The organism is Emticicia agri (assembly GCF_004168285.1).
Lineage (GTDB): Bacteria > Bacteroidota > Bacteroidia > Cytophagales > Spirosomataceae > Emticicia > Emticicia agri.
Genome location: NZ_SEWF01000012.1, coordinates 1 through 16,731 on the forward strand (window position 1 = coordinate 1; position 16,731 = coordinate 16,731).

Here is a 16,731-nt window from a genome sequence, read left to right on the forward strand (position 1 = left end):
AAAAGAACTGTCAGCTTATGTAGGACTGATTCCTAATAGTCATGACAGTGGAGAAACCAAAAGAGTGGGAAGAATTACTAAAAGAGGGAATGTATATTTGAAATATATCCTTGTGGAGGTCAGTTGGATGTGTATCAGATATGATGCCTCCTTGTTATTGGCTTATAAGGCTGCCATCAAAAAGATGGAACCTAATAAAGCTATCGTCAAGGTAGCCAGAAAATTACTGAACAGAATTCGATTTGTACTAAAGAATAAAGAACCCTATCGAATCAATCAGGGTCTGTAGAGAACATATATCTATTAAACCATTATCAGGTGGGGTAACGCTTGAGGCCGTCTGTGACCTCTAATAAAGAGTGTTCACTATTTTGAGTTTGCGTCCCACACCTATATAACATAATAGCTAACTTGTGACTCTCCATTGGAGATGTTCACTCATAGAAGATTGGTTTATAGTTAAAAAAAGTTCTGTTGAAATATGGATAAGCTTGCAGCTTACCCACATTCCAACAGAACAATAACAACTATTGCCTATTATTTAAATAAACCAAAAAAAATCAACTCGAAGCTTGTTTTTCAACATAGAAGACGACCTCTTCTATTTTCAGGCAATCTCCATCATTTTACTCTCCCAAACCTCATTCAGTTTCACTAATGCTGCTTTGGTTTGTTCGTAGTCAATGTTTGTTTTTTGCAGTGTCTGACTATCACCAAAAATCGTTGGGTCAGCTAATTTTTCCTCTAAAAGCGTTTTCTTTTTTTCTAAATCAGTAATTTTTGCCTCTATCTCTTCAATCTCACGCTCCAGTTTCTTGATTTCGTTCTGATTTTTATTGTTTACTGCTGCCACCGGAGCAGGTTTTTCTTCTTTTTTCACAGGTGCAGGCGGAGGTGGCGGTGCGGACTGTTTATTATTTTTGTTTTCCTCTACCCAGGTTTCGTATTCGTCATAAGTACCCGGATATTCTTTAATCTGGTAGTCTTCAATGTACCAGATTTTATTGGCTACCTGACTTACAAAGTGACGGTCATGGGAAACAACTACATACGTACCTTCATACTGGTCTAAAGCCTGAATCAGGATATTGACCGACTGCATATCCAAGTGGTTGGTAGGCTCATCGAGCAGCAAAAAGTTTGCTTCTGAAATTAATACTTTTGCCAAAGCAACCCTTGACTTCTCCCCTCCCGAAAGTACCTTGATTTTCTTGAAAACATCTTCTCCCTGAAACAGAAAACAGCCCAGAACCAATCGCAATTCCTGCTCTGTTTTGGCCGAATCTGCATATTTCAATTCTTCGAGCAAGGTTTCATCCATATGCAAAGACTCTAACTGATGCTGTGCAAAGAAAGAGAAATTAACATTATGCCCTAACTTTCTGGTACCCTGTATCTGCTCTGTTCCGGCAATGATTCTCAACAAGGTTGATTTACCCTTACCATTAGCTCCAATCAAAGCAATTTTATCACCTCTTTCAATATGAACGGTACTGTCTTTCAGAATCACCTTCTCGCCATAAGCTTTATTAACGTGCTCTAATGCCATCACATGCCGCCCCGGATTCACACTAAATCTGAACTTGAAGTGAACACGTGCATTGGCATCAATTACATCATCAATCAGTTCTAATTTATTCAATGCTTTTACACGGGATTGTACCTGACGGGATTTAGAGGCTTTGGCTTTGAAACGCTCAATAAAACGTTCGGTCTGGCGTATCTGTGCCTGCTGGTTTTCAAAAGCACTCTTCTGAATCTCGCTTCTCAGGGCTTTTTCTTCTACAAAAAATGAATAATTGCCCGGATAAGACCATAGTTTATTCTGTGTTACCTCAACAGTCGTATTACACACATTATCCAAGAACTCACGGTCGTGAGACACAACTACTACCGAATTTTCGTAGTTCACAATATATTTCTCAACCCACTGAATCGATGGTAAGTCCAGGTGGTTGGTAGGCTCATCTAATAATAATAGCGATGGTTTTTGCAGAAGCAATTTGGCGAGCATTACACGCATACGCCAACCTCCCGAAAACTCTTTCAAAGGTTTATGCAACTCTTCGGTCTTGAAGCCTAACCCTTCTAATATTTCCTCTGCTTTCGACTGAATCGTGTACCCCCCCAGATGGTCAAACTCTTCTTGCAGATGCCCTAATTTATCTACCAGTTCATCCCGATAATTTACTTCCATTTCATGGAGCACCTTATCAATCTCTATTTGCAGGTAGTTTTCACGCTCAAAAGCCTGCATCGCTACTGCTAAAATAGAATCCTGCGTTTGGTAAGACAATAAGTCCTGATTTAAGAAACCGATGGTTGTATCCCCCGATTTAGAGATGCTACCCCCGTCAGGTTGGTATTCACCTACAATCAGCCTCAATAGGGTTGATTTACCCATCCCGTTCAGACCAATCAGTCCAATCCTGTCTTTAGGCTTAATCTGTAAATTTGCTCCATCAAAGATGGCTCTTCCACCAAAATAAAACGATAAATTATTAATTGTAAGCATTTAAAAATTCTATTAAATCACCGGCAAGCCGATGCAATTTTCTTTGGGTATGTTTTTATTCGTCAATATATCTTTTCAGAATCGGGCCATAACTGTCAATTCTTCTGTCTCTCAGGTAAGGCCAGGTGGTACGATATTTATCTGTCAGTGCCAGGTCTATTTCCTGCACATGTACTTCTTCTTTGTCGTGAGAGGCCAGATACAGGAGGCTTCCAAATGGATTAGCTACAAAACTACCTCCCCAGAATTGCTGGTCGGCCTCACGTCCTACTCTGTTTACCGAAACCACATGTACCCCATTGGCTACTGCATGGCTTCGCTGAATGGTCTGCCAGGCATTGTATTGTTCAATATTGGCTTCATTTTCTTTTTCATTGGTATCCCAACCGATGGCTGTAGGGAAAAACAGCACTTCTGCACCCATCAGAGAGGTAATGCGTGATGCCTCAGGGTACCATTGGTCCCAGCAGATTAGTACGCCTATTCTCGCAAATTTGGTATCAAACACTTTATAACCTAAATCGCCGGGTGTGAAGTAAAATTTCTCATAATATCCGGGGTCGTCAGGAATGTGCATTTTACGGTATTTACCCAGATAAGTACCATCGGCATCAATCACAGCAGTAGTATTATGATACAGTCCGGCGGCCCGTTTTTCAAACAATGAGGCAATAATTACCACATTATGCTCTTTGGCTACTGCCGATAAACTCATGGTAGTAGGCCCCGGAATGGCTTCTGCTAATTTAAAGTTGTCGTGGTCTTCTACATCACAAAAGTAAAGAGAAGTAAAGAGTTCTTGCAGACAAACAATGTTTGCACCATTTTCTGCCGCTTTCTTAATCCCTGCTATGGCTTTGTTTGTATTTTCGGTTACATCGGCCGAACAAGACATTTGTACTAAGCCAACCTTAATTTTTTTCATGTACTATGCGTTCTGTGAACTGCAAAATTACTAAAAAAATATCAGAATATTGTAGTTAGTATCCGGCTTGCTGAATCTTCTTGCTGTATTTATCAACTACATTTGGCTATACTTTCAAGTTTAAGAAGGAATATATTAAAAATTGATTATTCATTAATTTCAGCAATACGATTTCCGCAACGACGAACCGGAAGAATCGCGATACAAACGAAACGTCTAAAATCAAAACCTCACATTAAACCGCTCGCCTAATCCTTTTAAATCTTCTATTACTTTTTCATTCAAAGGGATTCCGTCGGTTCTTCTGATTTTTTCTAATTCTCTTTCAGGGTCGCCCGGAATAAGTACAGGATTCCCGCTGATATGTTTGGTCTCTCTGAATCGCTTAATCCAGGTATCCATGCTTTCTTTAAACTCTTCTTTCGGGCGGAAACCATCAATACGCATAGCACCTAAAAAATGTCCTGTACCTTTACCGACCTGCTCGGCAGCTACCCCATGAAATCCGGCAGTTGCAAAAGGTGGCACCCAGGGCCCAAAATTAGCCCCTGACAAAACCCCTGAAAAAATATCTACAATAGCCCCTAAACCATAACCCTTATGGCTGCCATGCTCACGGTCGCCACCCAAAGGCAGAAGCCCTCCCCCATTTTTAATAGCGTTCGAGTCATCGGTTGCTCCTCCATTGGCATCCTGAACCCAACCAATGGGCGCAGGCAAACCTTTGCGTTGCAGTATTTCTAATTTGCCGTAAGCTACTGCCGTAGTGGCAAAATCGGCTACAAACGGGGGTTGTTCTCCGGCAGGAACCGATACTGCAATCGGGTTAGTACCTAACATTTTCTCGGTAGCAAAAGTAGGCACTACCAATGGTGCCGCATTAGTCATGGCCCATCCTATCATATCGTTCTGCAAGGCAAGCATAGAATGGTAGCCTGCAATTCCAAAGTGATTAGAGTTCTGAACCGAAATCCAGCCCGAACCATATCTTTTGGCCTTTCGCATGGCTACTTTCATGGCAAAAGGAGCTACAACTAATCCTAAGCCTTTGTCTCCGTCAATCACAGCCGTAGAAGGCGTTTCATGAATAATTCTGATTTGTGGCGTAGGATTCAGACGGCCATTGTCATATAACCTTACATAGCCTCCCAACCGGGCTGTTCCATGAGAATCGACCCCTCTTAAATCGGCTGAAACCAGTACATCAGCCGCAAGTCTGGCATCTTTGCCCGAACAACCCAGAGCTTTGAATATTTTTTCTGTAAAACTTCTTAATCTTTTTTCTTTAATCATCTTTTCAATCAGCTAACAGATAAACTTCATTACAACGCTTTTCTAACGAAAAGGCACTTGAAAATTATCTTCTCATTATTTTTTCAGCAAAGGAAAATAAAAAACGGCAAACCCAATATTTTTTCTTAAAATTGTCTTTAAAATTGGTATGTTTTCACCAATCAGTATCGTTATTGGTATAATTAATCATACCTGTTTTACCACCTTTGTTCTAAGAGCATTTTTAAATTTTGTTATTCTGACCGCGCGACGGCCGCCGAAAAGTACATATTTTTTGGATAGACAAGCGGACGTCGCACGGGCGCATTTTGCAGATGTAGCCATCGGACCGCCGAAGCGGCAGCTACATCGAAAAAATGCAACACAGTATAGCTAAAAAAGATGCCTTTGCAGGTCGAATCATAATTTTTAAAAATGCTCTAAACCTATTTGTTATGAAAAAATCTTTTTTCAGAGGCTTCCCTTTCTTTGTCTTTTTGCTGGGTATGCGAATCTTTGTTTTCTCTCAGAATCAGGTTCGTGTAGAGGCTGAAAATCAACACATTACCGTATTTCTGAATCGTGCGCAGATTGATGCAAAAGTAAAAGCAACTGTACAAACAGGTACCACCAAACTGATTATCAGCAATATAGCCTCTACCATCGATGCCAATAGTATTCAGGTAGGTGGCAAAGGAGATGTGGTAATAATGGGGGTAAAATTCAAGCATAACTACCTCGGCAATAAAAAACGGAATGTATTGGAAGATTCTATCAGAATTACCCGTACTGAGGTAGAAACGATTGATATGCTGATAAAAGTGGCCGACAACGAGCGCAATATGCTGATGGCAAATGCCAGTATTAAAAACGAAAAAGATGGCGTAACACCAGAGGATTTAAAGGAAATGCTTGATTTTTTCCGTACGAAACTGACAGAAATAGGTACCCGTCAGATGCAACTGGCCCGACAATCAAAAGAAGCTAATGATAAACTGGCTCGCTTGCAACGCCAGCTTACTTCACAAGGTGGAAATCTGAATCAACCTGCCGGAGAAATAGAGTTAACCGTATCATCTAAAGCCAATGCTACGCTTGATATTAATTTGAGTTATGTGGCTAATGCGGCAGGTTGGTCGCCTGTGTATGACATCAGAGCCAAAGATGTGCGCAGTGATATTGCCCTGGCTTACCGTGCCAATGTCTACCAGAGCACAGGTATCGACTGGAAGAATGTAAGACTGACTCTCTCAACCTCAAACCCATCGGAAGGCGGTACAAAACCGGAATTAAGTGCACAGTATGTGAGTGTTTATGAGCCAGTGCCTTTGGCGAGAGGAGGCTCAGTAGACGGACGTGCAATGTATGCTGCACCCAAAGCGGTAATGGCGGAGGAAGTCAAAGACTCGGCTGATAATTTTGCAACAACCGCAGATTTTGTCAACACCATTCAAACTACCTTAGCGGTAAATTTTGATATTACCACGCCTTACACAGTTATTTCAGGAGGAAATCCTGAAATGGTTGATATTCAGAATTTCAATCTGCCTGCTACTTACAAATATTATGCGGTTCCTAAATATGATAAAGATGCCTTTCTGACGGCAATCATCACAAACTGGGAAAAATATAATCTGCTTCCGGGTAGTGCTAATATTTATTTTGAAGGCACCTTTGTGGGTACTTCAAACATTGGGAACAGCGATACCAAAGACTCTTTACTGATTTCGTTGGGACGTGATAAAAAAATTATCACCAAAAGAGAAGTCATTGAAGAATATAAAGCAAGAAGAAATATTGGCTCTAATGTCAGAGAATCATTTGGCTACCGCATCACCTTAAGAAACACCAAAAGCGAGCCAATCGATATTGTGATAGAAGACCAGATACCTATTTCTCAGGATAGCCGCATTGAAGTAGAAACTGAAGAGATACAAGGCGCAGAATACAATAAAGAAACCGGAAAACTCATCTGGCGTTTAACTTTGCAACCATTAGATAACAAAGAACTGACGTTGAAATATAACGTAAAATATCCTAAAGGGAAAAATATTCAGGGTTTGTAATTACGTCTTAAAACTAAAAAGAAGAATAGGCTAACGGGACGTTCGCACCACATAATATATTATGAATTTAGAAAAAATCTGTCAGGATGTTATTCTGGTAGCACAAGAGGCAGGGCAGTTTATCGCCACTGAGGCCCAAAAATTCAGTACCGCATCGGTTGAATACAAGGCAGTTAATAACGTAGTATCGTACGTTGATAAGGAAACAGAAAAACTCATTGTCAGTCAGTTAGAGAAGATTCTCCCAGAAGCAGGTTTTATTACCGAAGAAGGAACTGCCGACACCAAAGACCAGAACGGCCTCAACTGGATTATAGACCCATTGGATGGTACAGCCAATTTTATCCATAACTTACCTAACTATTCGGTGAGTTTAGCTTTGGCACAAGGAAAAGATGTGTTGGTAGGGGTAGTTTATAATGTTTGTACGCAGGAAATTTTCTCTGCTACCAAGGGTGGTGGTGCTTTCAGAAATGGAGAAAAAATCAGTGTTTCGCCTAACAAGCATTTAGGAGAAAGCCTGTTAGCTACCGGATTCCCTTATTATAAATTTGACAATCAGGACAAGTATCTGAAAATATTAGAATCGCTGATGCAGAAAACACATGGTCTGCGCCGGATGGGTTCTGCCGCCATAGATTTAGCCTATGTAGCCTGTGGATATTTTGATGGTTTTTATGAATATAACCTCAATGCCTGGGATATGGCTGCGGGCATCTTGTTAATCACCGAAGCAGGTGGAATCGTTACCGATTTTTCAGGTACCGACGAGCATCTTTTCAGAGGCGATGTAGTAGCAGGTTCCGCCGTTCATGCAGAACTATTGGCCGAAATACAGCGTTATTGGAATTGAAACACCTTTTACTAAACCTACTCCCTGTTTATGACTCTTGAACAATTGAAATACCCGATTGGTGATTTTGTCTATGGCAAAAAATACACCATGCGTGATACCAAAGCACATATTAAGGTGTTAGAAAAACTCCCTCAACGGTTAAAAGCCTTGACCACCAGTCTCAGCGATGCCGAATTAGATACTCCTTACAGACCGGAGGGTTGGACAGTGCGTCAGGTAGTGCATCACATAGCTGATAGCCATATTAATATGTTTACACGCATTCGTTTTGCCCTGACTGAACAAAATCCGCCCATAAAAGGTTATGATGAAGCAGCGTGGGCGCAATTACCCGACCATCAGTTGCCTGTAAAACCTTCATTACAAATTGTGGAGGGGGTACATAAACGGATGGTGTTTTTGTTTAAAAGTCTCGATAAACAAGCATTAAAAAAGACTTATTATCATGGTGGGTATCAGAAATCTTTTGAGATTCAGGAAGTGATTGCGCTATATGCCTGGCATTCAGAACATCACTACCAACATATTTTACAAGCCTTAGGAAGAAGATGATAGAAACTATTGTTATAGGTATTGTATTTATAGGCGCATTAGCTTATTTGGGCAATACCGTAAGAAAACAGTTCACAGTAAAAAACAACGCAGGATGCGCCAAAGGCTGTGGCACATGTCAGGTCGATATGTCGAAATTTCCTACTATAAAAGAGCAGTAATAGCTTTTAAGCGCAGGAAATTATATTCGTTTGAACTACTTACATGGGTGTAAAAGTAGCTTCATCAATAATTTTATGTGCGTGTTCTTTGCCTAAATATTTATCTATCAGGTTATGTGCCAGATAAATTACGGGCGTTAAAAGTACAGCAACTGTAAATTTATAGATATAGTTATTGGTACCTGTAGTAAATACCTCGGTCAAAGTCCAGTTATTGAATACGTAAAACGCTATAAATACTACTACAAAACTATCTATTAGCTGCGAAATAAGCGTTGATCCTGTTGCTCTTAACCATATCATCTTATTTTTAGTACGGGTACGCAACCAGTGAAACACGGTAGCATCTAACACCTGCCCTACCAAAAAGGCGGTAATAGAGCCTAAAATTATGCCCAATCCCTGACGAAAAATGATTTTATAGGCATCGTTGATATTTAACGGATTGCCGGATAAATCTTTACTGTTATGGTTGACCCAGAATCCGGCAGGTGTAACAATGGTTGATATATAGATAATAATAAAGGAATAAGCAATAAGAATAGCTGTCAGGTAAGAAATCTTTCTTACACCACTCTTCCCGAAATACTCATTGATAATATCAGAAGTAATAAATACAAAAGGCCAGTTTAATACCCCAGCCGACATATTAAAATCAAATTTCTGTCCGAAAAGTGGCAATTGCATGGGCGCAATACCTAATGTTTGTTCAACCGAAAAGATTTTTGAGCCTATGATTTCTGCTACAATGGCATTAGTCAGAAAAATGCCACACAAAATGATATAAAGCGTTTGTTTCTTCGAACTGATTGAATCTGTTGTCATGGTAGTATTTAGTACATGAGTAATTGAGCTAAGGCTATTCAGCTTTATTTGTCTAAAATTAAGGGTAAATCTCTTTTTGTCAAATACCTTTCGGTTTTTTATTCGTTTATACAGCTAATTTTTAATGTCCGGATAAAATAAAAATCCCAGACAAAGTTAGCTTTCGTCTGGGATTTTCAGTTCGTTCTACCTTAACTTACGCTTTCTTTTTCTTAGAAGGCGTTTTTTCTACCGGAACAGCCGCAGGAATTTTTGCTTTCATATCAGTGATACCTTTTTCGATACCATCTTTGAAGAAAGGATAAATACCATCACCATCGCCTAAAGCCTGTGCTTTCAAAGCAAAGCCTAATGCTTCTGACGGACGACCTAATTTATCAAGAATCTGTGCTTTAATCCAGTTATTACGAAAATTCTCACGTAAGGCTAAAGATTTGTCAATTAAAGTCAAGGCTTTATTCAAATCCAATCCTTTATTCACCATGTATTCAGCTGCTTGTTGATAGGCATTAGAAGCATCGTTACTTTTTTGTGTCAGAGCCACATCCATAGCGGTGATGTTATCAACACCAATGGTTAGAGAAACTTTTGTTTTTTCCCAAGAGATATTCAAAGTAGCTGCATCGTCTTTTACATCTGAGAAATCGATGGTAAATGATTCAACCGTTGGCACTGATTGTGCTGGTGCCGTTACTCTCAATACATCGTTTGATTGGCTATAACTCTGCTCGCTTACGTTCAGGTCTTTGCTGAATATCACTGTCCAGTTAGAAGCCGAAGGAATAGACATAATGGCATATTTACCTGCTTTCAATGTTTTTCCTTGTACGGTAATATCGCTTGAGGTTTCAATTTTTGTAGCAGCATTGGCACCTGTACGATACACTTTATCGAAAGGAATTAATTTTCCAAAAATCTCACGTCCTCTTAACATAGGGCGAGAATAATCAACAGATATTTTTGCAGTGCCTACTACCTGAGAAACTGAAGCAGCGGGACTTGGGGCAGGTGCTACCTGAGCAAAAGCATAAGTTGCTGACAATAAACAACTTACCAAAAGACATGTAATTTTTTTCATTTAATTGTGATATTTCGTTGTTTTAATAAACTAATTTTCGCCGCAAATTAATAATAATTGTTGAAGTATGCACCGAAAAAAAATACTTGAATTACTGAATCAGTATAAAAGCGAAGATATAAATGAGCAAACTATGACAAAACAAGCCATTGACTTCGTAAATACACATACGAATTGCTTTGACCGGGAGTTGCTCATCGGGCATGTAACAGGTTCGGCATGGATTTTAGATAATTCAGGAGAATTTGTTTTATTGACACATCACCGGAAACTGGACAGATGGTTTCAACCGGGTGGGCATTGCGACGGAGACAGCGATGTGCTGGCTGTAGCCTTGAAAGAAGCAATTGAAGAAACAGGCGTAAGCGAGATACAGGTAGATAACGAAAGTATTTTTGATGTAGATATTCATACAATACCCGAGCGCAAAGGCATACCAGAACATCTGCATTATGATGTCCGGTTTTTATTTCGGGCAGATAAAGAATTACCTTTGCTAATAACAGAAGAATCTACCGACCTGGCATGGATTGCTTTAACTAAAGTTGAAGAATTGAATAACGAAGAGTCAATGATGAGAATGGTAAGAAAAACTTTAAAAACCGTATGAAAGTTACAGGATTTACCATCGTTCGTAATGCCATTAAATACGATTATCCTGCTGTTGAAGCCATTACTTCGGTATTACCGATGTGTGATGAATTTGTGGTAGCAGTAGGTCAATCCGAAGACAATACATTGGCATTGATTCAATCCATTAAGTCAGATAAAATCCGAATTATCGAAACTGTATGGGACGATTCTCTCAAAACTGGGGGTAGAGTCCTGGCTGTTGAGACCGATAAGGCATTGGCGGCAATCAGTGCTGATACTACCTGGGCATTTTATATTCAATGTGATGAAGTAGTGCATGAGCAATACTACCACACCATCAGACAAGCCATGCAACAATACGAGCATGATTTAACCGTAGAAGGGTTACTTTTTAAATATACCCATTTCTATGGTTCTTATAATTATGTAGCCGATTCAAGAAAATGGTATCGGAATGAAATCAGAATTATCAGACATACAAAACAGGTAGCTTCTTACCGTGATGCGCAAGGTTTCCGTAAACTGGATAATACCAAATTGCATGTAAAACCTATTAATGCCCACATTTATCATTATGGTTGGGTACGGCCACCCAAGAAAATGGCTGAAAAAGTGCGCAGTTTTCATGCCCTTTGGCATACACAGGAGGAGATTGATAAAATGCAACCTGATAATATAGACTTTGACTATTCAAAAATAGATTCACTCAGGATTTTTGAAGGTACGCACCCGAAAGTCATGCAGAAGCGTATTGAAAGTGCTACATGGAATTTTAAATTCAATGTAGCCGAAAAACGATATAGCTTAAAAAATAAAATCCTGTTTTTTATTGAAAGCCTGACAGGATGGAGAATCGGAGAATATAAGAACTATAAGACTATTTAAAGGCCACCGCATAGTGATAATATATATCGCAAAATTGTGAAACTTTGTGTATCTCGTGTACATTGTGGCAAGAAAATCATAGCCACCATGTACATTAATAACACAAGGTTTCACAATTTCAATAAATCCTACTAATTTCTTGCTACTTTAGAAGTAAAGTTCAGGTTTTCTGAAGTTACTTTCAGAATATAATTGGTTTGCCAGTAGTCAACTTTAGCAGGCAATGTAATGTTTTTCTCGGTAGTTGCCATTGACCAGATTACTTTGCCAGTCATATCTACCAGTTTATATTCAAAATTCTGTCCGGCATCATCTTTCAGTACCCATACTTTTACAGGTTCATTCTGGGTATTGGCAGGATTCGGGAATACCACCACATCTTTACCCTGTTTTTTCAGATTGGTTATTAACTGATCCAACTCAGCTATCTGATACGCTTTTTCAAAATCCGGTATGCCATATCCCACCCTATTATCAGGATTTTCGTACTGGCTGGCCGAACGAATCAGGTATTGTCTTACCTGCATATTGGTTAACTCAGGAAATGCCTGCCAGAAACTGGCGGCAAACCCGGCCATTAACGGCGAAGAAAAAGAAGTACCATTGCTATACCCTACCGAATTACCAGGAGTGCCTACTAAAGTAGTTTGACCCTGTGCGGCCAAATCCGGTTTGATTCTTCCGTCTCCCGATGGACCATAAGAACTAAAGGTAGCCACACTTCTGGTACCTGTAACTGCTCCTACTGCAATAATCGAATCGGCATCCGCCGGAGTACCAATGTATTTCCACGAACCGTTACCCTCGTTTCCTGCCGATGCTACAACCAGTATTCCGGCCTGTGCGGCCCAGTCGGCCGCTCTTGTTGCCAGTGCACGGTCGCCGTTCATATCCGAATACTTATAGTTTTGTGCGGGGTTATCAAAGGTAGAATAGCCTAAAGATGTATTAATCACATCTACACCCACACTATCAGCCATTTCGGCCCCAAATAGCCAGTTGGCTTCTTCTCGCTTGGTCTCTGAGTAAACATCCTCTGTGCGCAAGAGTACATAACTGGCTTTATAGGCCGTACCTACTATTTTTCCGCTTTCATAGGCAGCCATACAAGAGAGCACATTGGTTCCGTGCGAGTGGTCGTCATAGACATTTACCTCACGGTCAACAAAATCGAATGTACTTACCACTCTTTTATCTGCAAACAAATCCTTGAAGAAACTCAACTGGTCGGCATTCTGAAAACCTGAATCTAATACACCTATCAGCATACCTTCTCCTCTGAAACCCCTCGTGTGCATTTTGTCAGCCCCTAACATGGCTAACTGGGTTTGAGAATACCCGTTATCGGTTACCTCTTCTGAATCAAATTTATTTCTTGGCTCCGACGATTCACTTACTCCACCTGTGCGTGCATTTCTGATGTCGCCTGTACCCTCCAACCCTTTTACAAACGAAAGTTTCAGTATCTGCGTAAGAATGGCAGGTGTTGCCTGAACTAATACGGCATTTAACCAACGAGATTTGTATAAGATTTTAGCCCCTGTTTTGCTGATTTCTGTCAGATAAGCCACATTAGGCGGTAAATCACGCTCGGTGATGGCAATGTTCTGTCTGGTGCGTCTTTGAATAGAACGGTCAGATAGAAACTGCTTCGGATTGGCAACAGAATAGGTCGAATTAGCTTTGTCTTTAAATACGACCAGGTATTGATTCTGTGCAAAAGCTGACAATTGAAGCGAAAGCAATAAGCATACAAGTAAATTCTTCTTCATAGATTATCCGGTAAATACTTCAAATATAACGATACAGGCTGATATTTGTTATTTTGGAGCAAAAAAAAGTGCCAACCTCTGTGAGATTGGCACTGATTTATCTTTCTGTAGCTTAATTACAACCCGGACTAACTTTGGTCTGAAAAGTACTTCCGGCTTCAATTTTAAAGCCCGGATTCAGCACTACTATATTTTCTGCGAAATACTTATTGGTCGAATTATAATGTTTAAACAGGCTCTAACCTACTGCTTGAAACTTTTCAGAATCCAGCCACCTCCTATTACATCATCGCCTTCGTAGAAAACGGCTGCCTGACCGGGTGCAATACCTGTTACAGGTTCATGGAAGATAACTTTCATTTTCTCACCTTCCTGTACAATTTCAGCAGGTGTACCCTCGTGTTTATAACGCACCTTAGTTACCGTTTCCAGCGGTCGGTCAATCAGATTTTCGTATTTTTGCATCACCAGTTTGCCCACCATCATCCCGTCTCTTTCAAGGTCTTTTTCTTCACCCAATACCACTTCATTGGTATCTTTTCTGATTTCGGTTACAAATACGGGCTTGCCTAAAGCAATGCCTAATCCTTTTCTCTGACCGATGGTATAAAACGGATAACCTTCATGTTGACCTACTACTTTACCATCCTGCATTACAAAATTTCCACCTCTTACCCGGTCTTCCAGACCCTCTACCCTGCGTTTCAGAAAACCTCTGTAATCGTTGTCAGGCACAAAACAGATTTCGTAAGACTCTGATTTATTAACTAAATCATAAAAGCCTTTTTCGGTAGCCATAGCTCTGATTTCTGTTTTTTTCAGATGCCCTAACGGTAATTGTGTACGTGAAAGGCTCTCCTGCGATACTCCCCATAGTACATAACTCTGGTCTTTCCAGGTATCAACCCCTTTAGAAATAATATAACGACTATTCTCCTGTCTGATATTGGCATAATGCCCTGTGGCAATAAACTCACAGTCGAGCTTATCTGCTCTTCGCAAAAGGGCATCCCATTTAATATGCGTATTACACAATACGCATGGATTGGGCGTGCGCCCTTCCAGGTATTCGCCTGTAAAATGGTCGATTACATAATCGCCAAACTCATTTCTGATGTCGAGAATATAATGCGGAAAACCTAAATTTACGGCTATATTACGGGCATCGTTGATAGAATCGAGGCTACAGCAGCCCGTTTCTTTTTTGTTTCCGCCAGATGAAGCATAGTCCCATGTTTTCATGGTCATTCCTATCACTTCGTATCCTTGCTCATGTAGAAGTACAGCTGCAAGGGAGCTGTCGATACCGCCACTCATGGCGACTAAAATTCGTCCGTGTTTGCTCATGTGTATAACTGCCGCAGATTCAAAGTCTGCCGTTTTTGTGAAATAATATGCAAAATTAGTCAACAGAATTTGATTCTGAATAGTTCTGAGCTAATTTTGAGGCTCTATTTTCAATAATTTTCAGAATGGCACTTCAAACTCTTGTAAAAGTAAGTAATATCACCAATTTATCTGATGCACGTTATTGTGCAGGTATGGGCGTTGATTTGGTTGGTTTTGTGATGGATAAATTTTCTGATGATTATATGCCTGCCGAAAAACTGAAAGAGATTCAATCGTGGCTGGCAGGTGTGCAGATTGTCGGAGAAACACAATCTTCAGATTATGACGAGATAGCTGCATTGCTCCAAACCTACCAGATAGACCTGCTTCAAATCTCTGAGCCTGCTTTACTACCCAAAATAAGTGCTTTAGGTAAACCCATTATTCTTAAACTGGACAGCGACAGTACTTATCTGGAAGATTACCTGAAGCTTTATAATTCTTTTGTTACCTATTTTCTGATTGATGGGCAGGAAATGACTGAGTTCTTTTTGTATAACCTGAAAGAATATGCCTTTGATAATCCTGTTATTTTAGGTTTTGGCATTAATACTGACAATCTGCAACAGGTTTTATCAGAAATACCTATCAAAGGCATTGCTCTGAAAGGCTCACACGAAATCCGCCCCGGTTATAAAGATTATGATGAGTTGAGCGAGATTCTGGAACAATTAGAAGTTGAATAGACTTATCTAATGCCTTACAAAGTCCCGGAAAAACTAATGCTTTGATAATCAGCTATTTAATTTCTTAAATCAGCTTTAAATCCTATATTTGTTAAGCCAATATTTGATTCCGGCACCGCTCAAAAGGTAATTGAAGGATTCAGCGTTTGTAAATCGTCCTATAAATTTTCCCTTTGACATTAAAATTTTCCATTCATGTAGTTTGCTATACATAGTACCGTCTTTTGCCTATATCTTTGTTTCATCAATCACACAGCAGTGGTTGAAATAGTAAGAAAAACAAAACATAAAAATATTTAAGAAAATGGAAAAGCGATTGTATAGAATTAAAAACAGCAAAATGTTAGGTGGTGTAGCCGCCGGATTTGCCGAATATTTCAACATAGATGTAACATTGGTTAGGGTATTGTTTGTAGTAGCTTTCTTTGCTCCTATCCCTGCCATTATTCCTTACATCATTTTGTGGGTGATTATGCCAACAAAAGAATCGTTGATGACAAACAATACAATTATTATTAACCCCGAGCGGGTATAATACAAACTGACAGGCAGCGGCCTGAATCAAGCAAACACATAAACGGGGCAAGCAGATGGCTTGCCCCCTAACCAACAAGAAAATGGAAAAGAGACTTTATAGAATCAGACAAAATCAGACCCTGGGAGGAGTTTCACAAGGTTTAGCCGAATATTTTAATATAGATGTAACACTTATTCGTGTAATTTTTGTATTATTATTTTTCACTCCGTTTCCATCAATTCTCACATATGTTATTTTGTGGATAGTATTACCTGTAAAAGAAACATACGGTTATGCCGATGTACCAATAAACGAAACTATTAATTCTGAAACCTCAAACTTTACAACTATGAGCAGTCGCAATCAAAACAACAATTTGGTTGGAGGAGCCGTCCTCATCATTTTAGGTATTATTTTCTCTTTTAAAACTTTCTTTCACATTAATCTATGGAGATACATTGGTCAGATGTGGCCATTGGTTCTGGTTGGTTTGGGTGTCTGGTTAATTGTGAGAGACCGCAAAGACGATAATTTCCCTGATTATCCGAAAAACGATATAGACACAAATCTTTAATAACCCCCACTTCCCTCCCTTTCTCGTTCAGGTTCGCCCAAAAATGGGAAAGGGTTTTTATTAC

The 16,731-nt window shown here is 39.8% G+C and carries 18 protein-coding genes; 10 read left to right on the forward strand and 8 right to left on the reverse strand.

Going from position 1 to position 16,731, the window contains the following annotated elements:
* Nucleotides 1-289 (forward strand): transposase (locus tag EWM59_RS09945; protein WP_130020817.1); only part of this gene is annotated, 289 nt, incomplete at its 5' end.
* Nucleotides 290-607: 318 nt separating this feature from the next.
* On the opposite strand, the gene EWM59_RS09950 is transcribed toward EWM59_RS09945, so the two are convergent.
* The 3 genes from EWM59_RS09950 to EWM59_RS09960 all read right to left on the reverse strand — a co-directional run bounded on the left by EWM59_RS09950 (nt 608) and on the right by EWM59_RS09960 (nt 4,733).
* Complete coding sequence (locus EWM59_RS09950) at nt 608-2,515, reverse strand: ABC-F family ATP-binding cassette domain-containing protein (RefSeq protein WP_130020818.1); 1,908 nt, start codon at nt 2,513-2,515, stop codon at nt 608-610.
* Between the two features lie 55 nt (nt 2,516-2,570).
* Nucleotides 2,571-3,440, reverse strand: a complete 870-nt coding sequence (locus EWM59_RS09955) for a carbon-nitrogen hydrolase (RefSeq protein ID WP_130020819.1) — start codon at nt 3,438-3,440, stop codon at nt 2,571-2,573.
* A 222-nt stretch (nt 3,441-3,662) separates the two neighbouring features.
* On the reverse strand, nt 3,663-4,733 hold the full coding sequence (locus tag EWM59_RS09960) for an Ldh family oxidoreductase (protein ID WP_130020820.1): 1,071 nt from the start codon (nt 4,731-4,733) through the stop codon (nt 3,663-3,665).
* A gap of 434 nt (nt 4,734-5,167) precedes the next feature.
* Between EWM59_RS09960 and EWM59_RS09965 the strand changes: the two genes are divergently transcribed.
* The 4 genes from EWM59_RS09965 to EWM59_RS09980 all read left to right on the forward strand — a co-directional run bounded on the left by EWM59_RS09965 (nt 5,168) and on the right by EWM59_RS09980 (nt 8,347).
* Nucleotides 5,168-6,778, forward strand: a complete 1,611-nt coding sequence (locus EWM59_RS09965; protein ID WP_165372149.1) for a DUF4139 domain-containing protein — start codon at nt 5,168-5,170, stop codon at nt 6,776-6,778.
* Nucleotides 6,779-6,839: 61 nt separating this feature from the next.
* Nucleotides 6,840-7,631, forward strand: coding sequence for an inositol monophosphatase family protein (locus tag EWM59_RS09970; RefSeq protein WP_130020822.1), 792 nt, complete (start codon nt 6,840-6,842; stop codon nt 7,629-7,631).
* 30 nt (nt 7,632-7,661) lie between these two features.
* Complete coding sequence (locus EWM59_RS09975; protein WP_130020823.1) at nt 7,662-8,186, forward strand: YfiT family bacillithiol transferase; 525 nt, start codon at nt 7,662-7,664, stop codon at nt 8,184-8,186.
* Nucleotides 8,183-8,347: a FeoB-associated Cys-rich membrane protein gene (locus EWM59_RS09980; RefSeq protein ID WP_130020824.1), complete on the forward strand. Its 165-nt coding sequence runs from the start codon at nt 8,183-8,185 to the stop codon at nt 8,345-8,347. The genes EWM59_RS09975 and EWM59_RS09980 overlap by 4 nt, the downstream gene beginning before the upstream one ends.
* A gap of 39 nt (nt 8,348-8,386) precedes the next feature.
* Here EWM59_RS09980 and EWM59_RS09985 read toward each other — a convergent pair whose 3' ends face one another.
* The gene (locus tag EWM59_RS09985) at nt 8,387-9,172 is read right to left on the reverse strand and encodes a queuosine precursor transporter (RefSeq protein ID WP_130020825.1); all 786 of its coding nucleotides are present in this window, start codon (nt 9,170-9,172) and stop codon (nt 8,387-8,389) included.
* A gap of 196 nt (nt 9,173-9,368) precedes the next feature.
* A complete protein-coding gene (locus EWM59_RS09990; protein ID WP_130020826.1) occupies nt 9,369-10,250 on the reverse strand; it encodes a DUF2911 domain-containing protein in 882 nt (293 codons plus the stop codon).
* A 67-nt stretch (nt 10,251-10,317) separates the two neighbouring features.
* On the opposite strand from EWM59_RS09990, the gene EWM59_RS09995 reads away from it, so the two are divergent.
* Together EWM59_RS09995 and EWM59_RS10000 are read left to right on the forward strand one after the other, a co-directional pair.
* Nucleotides 10,318-10,860: an NUDIX hydrolase gene (locus tag EWM59_RS09995; RefSeq protein WP_130020827.1), complete on the forward strand. Its 543-nt coding sequence runs from the start codon at nt 10,318-10,320 to the stop codon at nt 10,858-10,860.
* The gene (locus tag EWM59_RS10000; RefSeq protein WP_130020828.1) at nt 10,857-11,729 is read left to right on the forward strand and encodes a glycosyltransferase family protein; all 873 of its coding nucleotides are present in this window, start codon (nt 10,857-10,859) and stop codon (nt 11,727-11,729) included. Before EWM59_RS09995 ends, EWM59_RS10000 begins: the two co-directional genes overlap by 4 nt.
* 131 nt (nt 11,730-11,860) lie before the next feature.
* On the opposite strand, the gene EWM59_RS10005 is transcribed toward EWM59_RS10000, so the two are convergent.
* The 3 genes from EWM59_RS10005 to mnmA all read right to left on the reverse strand — a co-directional run bounded on the left by EWM59_RS10005 (nt 11,861) and on the right by mnmA (nt 14,848).
* Nucleotides 11,861-13,501, reverse strand: coding sequence for a S8 family serine peptidase (locus tag EWM59_RS10005; RefSeq protein ID WP_130020829.1), 1,641 nt, complete (start codon nt 13,499-13,501; stop codon nt 11,861-11,863).
* Between the two features lie 112 nt (nt 13,502-13,613).
* Nucleotides 13,614-13,736 carry a 3-coathanger stack domain-containing protein gene (locus EWM59_RS28775; protein WP_374755942.1) on the reverse strand — a complete coding sequence of 41 codons (123 nt, stop codon included), beginning with the start codon at nt 13,734-13,736 and terminating at the stop codon, nt 13,614-13,616.
* 8 nt (nt 13,737-13,744) lie between these two features.
* A complete protein-coding gene (gene mnmA / locus EWM59_RS10010; RefSeq protein ID WP_130020953.1) occupies nt 13,745-14,848 on the reverse strand; it encodes a tRNA 2-thiouridine(34) synthase MnmA in 1,104 nt (367 codons plus the stop codon).
* Nucleotides 14,849-14,973: 125 nt separating this feature from the next.
* Here mnmA and trpF point away from each other — a divergent pair, with 125 nt between their 5' ends.
* The 3 genes from trpF to EWM59_RS10025 all read left to right on the forward strand — a co-directional run bounded on the left by trpF (nt 14,974) and on the right by EWM59_RS10025 (nt 16,667).
* A complete protein-coding gene (trpF, locus tag EWM59_RS10015; RefSeq protein WP_130020830.1) occupies nt 14,974-15,576 on the forward strand; it encodes a phosphoribosylanthranilate isomerase in 603 nt (200 codons plus the stop codon).
* A 304-nt stretch (nt 15,577-15,880) separates the two neighbouring features.
* A complete protein-coding gene (locus EWM59_RS10020) occupies nt 15,881-16,111 on the forward strand; it encodes a PspC domain-containing protein (RefSeq protein ID WP_130020831.1) in 231 nt (76 codons plus the stop codon).
* Nucleotides 16,112-16,193: 82 nt separating this feature from the next.
* Nucleotides 16,194-16,667 carry a PspC domain-containing protein gene (locus tag EWM59_RS10025; protein WP_130020832.1) on the forward strand — a complete coding sequence of 158 codons (474 nt, stop codon included), beginning with the start codon at nt 16,194-16,196 and terminating at the stop codon, nt 16,665-16,667.
* Nucleotides 16,668-16,731 lie beyond the last annotated feature (64 nt).

Coding starts and splice junctions, on each gene's coding strand:
- EWM59_RS09950 (WP_130020818.1), bottom strand. CDS start 2,515: ATGCTTACAATTAATAATTTATCGTTTTATTTTGGTGGAAGAGCCATC.
- EWM59_RS09955 (WP_130020819.1), bottom strand. CDS start 3,440: ATGAAAAAAATTAAGGTTGGCTTAGTACAAATGTCTTGTTCGGCCGAT.
- EWM59_RS09960 (WP_130020820.1), bottom strand. CDS start 4,733: ATGATTAAAGAAAAAAGATTAAGAAGTTTTACAGAAAAAATATTCAAA.
- EWM59_RS09965 (WP_165372149.1), top strand. CDS start 5,168: ATGAAAAAATCTTTTTTCAGAGGCTTCCCTTTCTTTGTCTTTTTGCTG.
- EWM59_RS09970 (WP_130020822.1), top strand. CDS start 6,840: ATGAATTTAGAAAAAATCTGTCAGGATGTTATTCTGGTAGCACAAGAG.
- EWM59_RS09975 (WP_130020823.1), top strand. CDS start 7,662: ATGACTCTTGAACAATTGAAATACCCGATTGGTGATTTTGTCTATGGC.
- EWM59_RS09980 (WP_130020824.1), top strand. CDS start 8,183: ATGATAGAAACTATTGTTATAGGTATTGTATTTATAGGCGCATTAGCT.
- EWM59_RS09985 (WP_130020825.1), bottom strand. CDS start 9,172: ATGACAACAGATTCAATCAGTTCGAAGAAACAAACGCTTTATATCATT.
- EWM59_RS09990 (WP_130020826.1), bottom strand. CDS start 10,250: ATGAAAAAAATTACATGTCTTTTGGTAAGTTGTTTATTGTCAGCAACT.
- EWM59_RS09995 (WP_130020827.1), top strand. CDS start 10,318: ATGCACCGAAAAAAAATACTTGAATTACTGAATCAGTATAAAAGCGAA.
- EWM59_RS10000 (WP_130020828.1), top strand. CDS start 10,857: ATGAAAGTTACAGGATTTACCATCGTTCGTAATGCCATTAAATACGAT.
- EWM59_RS10005 (WP_130020829.1), bottom strand. CDS start 13,501: ATGAAGAAGAATTTACTTGTATGCTTATTGCTTTCGCTTCAATTGTCA.
- mnmA (WP_130020953.1), bottom strand. CDS start 14,848: ATGAGCAAACACGGACGAATTTTAGTCGCCATGAGTGGCGGTATCGAC.
- trpF (WP_130020830.1), top strand. CDS start 14,974: ATGGCACTTCAAACTCTTGTAAAAGTAAGTAATATCACCAATTTATCT.
- EWM59_RS10020 (WP_130020831.1), top strand. CDS start 15,881: ATGGAAAAGCGATTGTATAGAATTAAAAACAGCAAAATGTTAGGTGGT.
- EWM59_RS10025 (WP_130020832.1), top strand. CDS start 16,194: ATGGAAAAGAGACTTTATAGAATCAGACAAAATCAGACCCTGGGAGGA.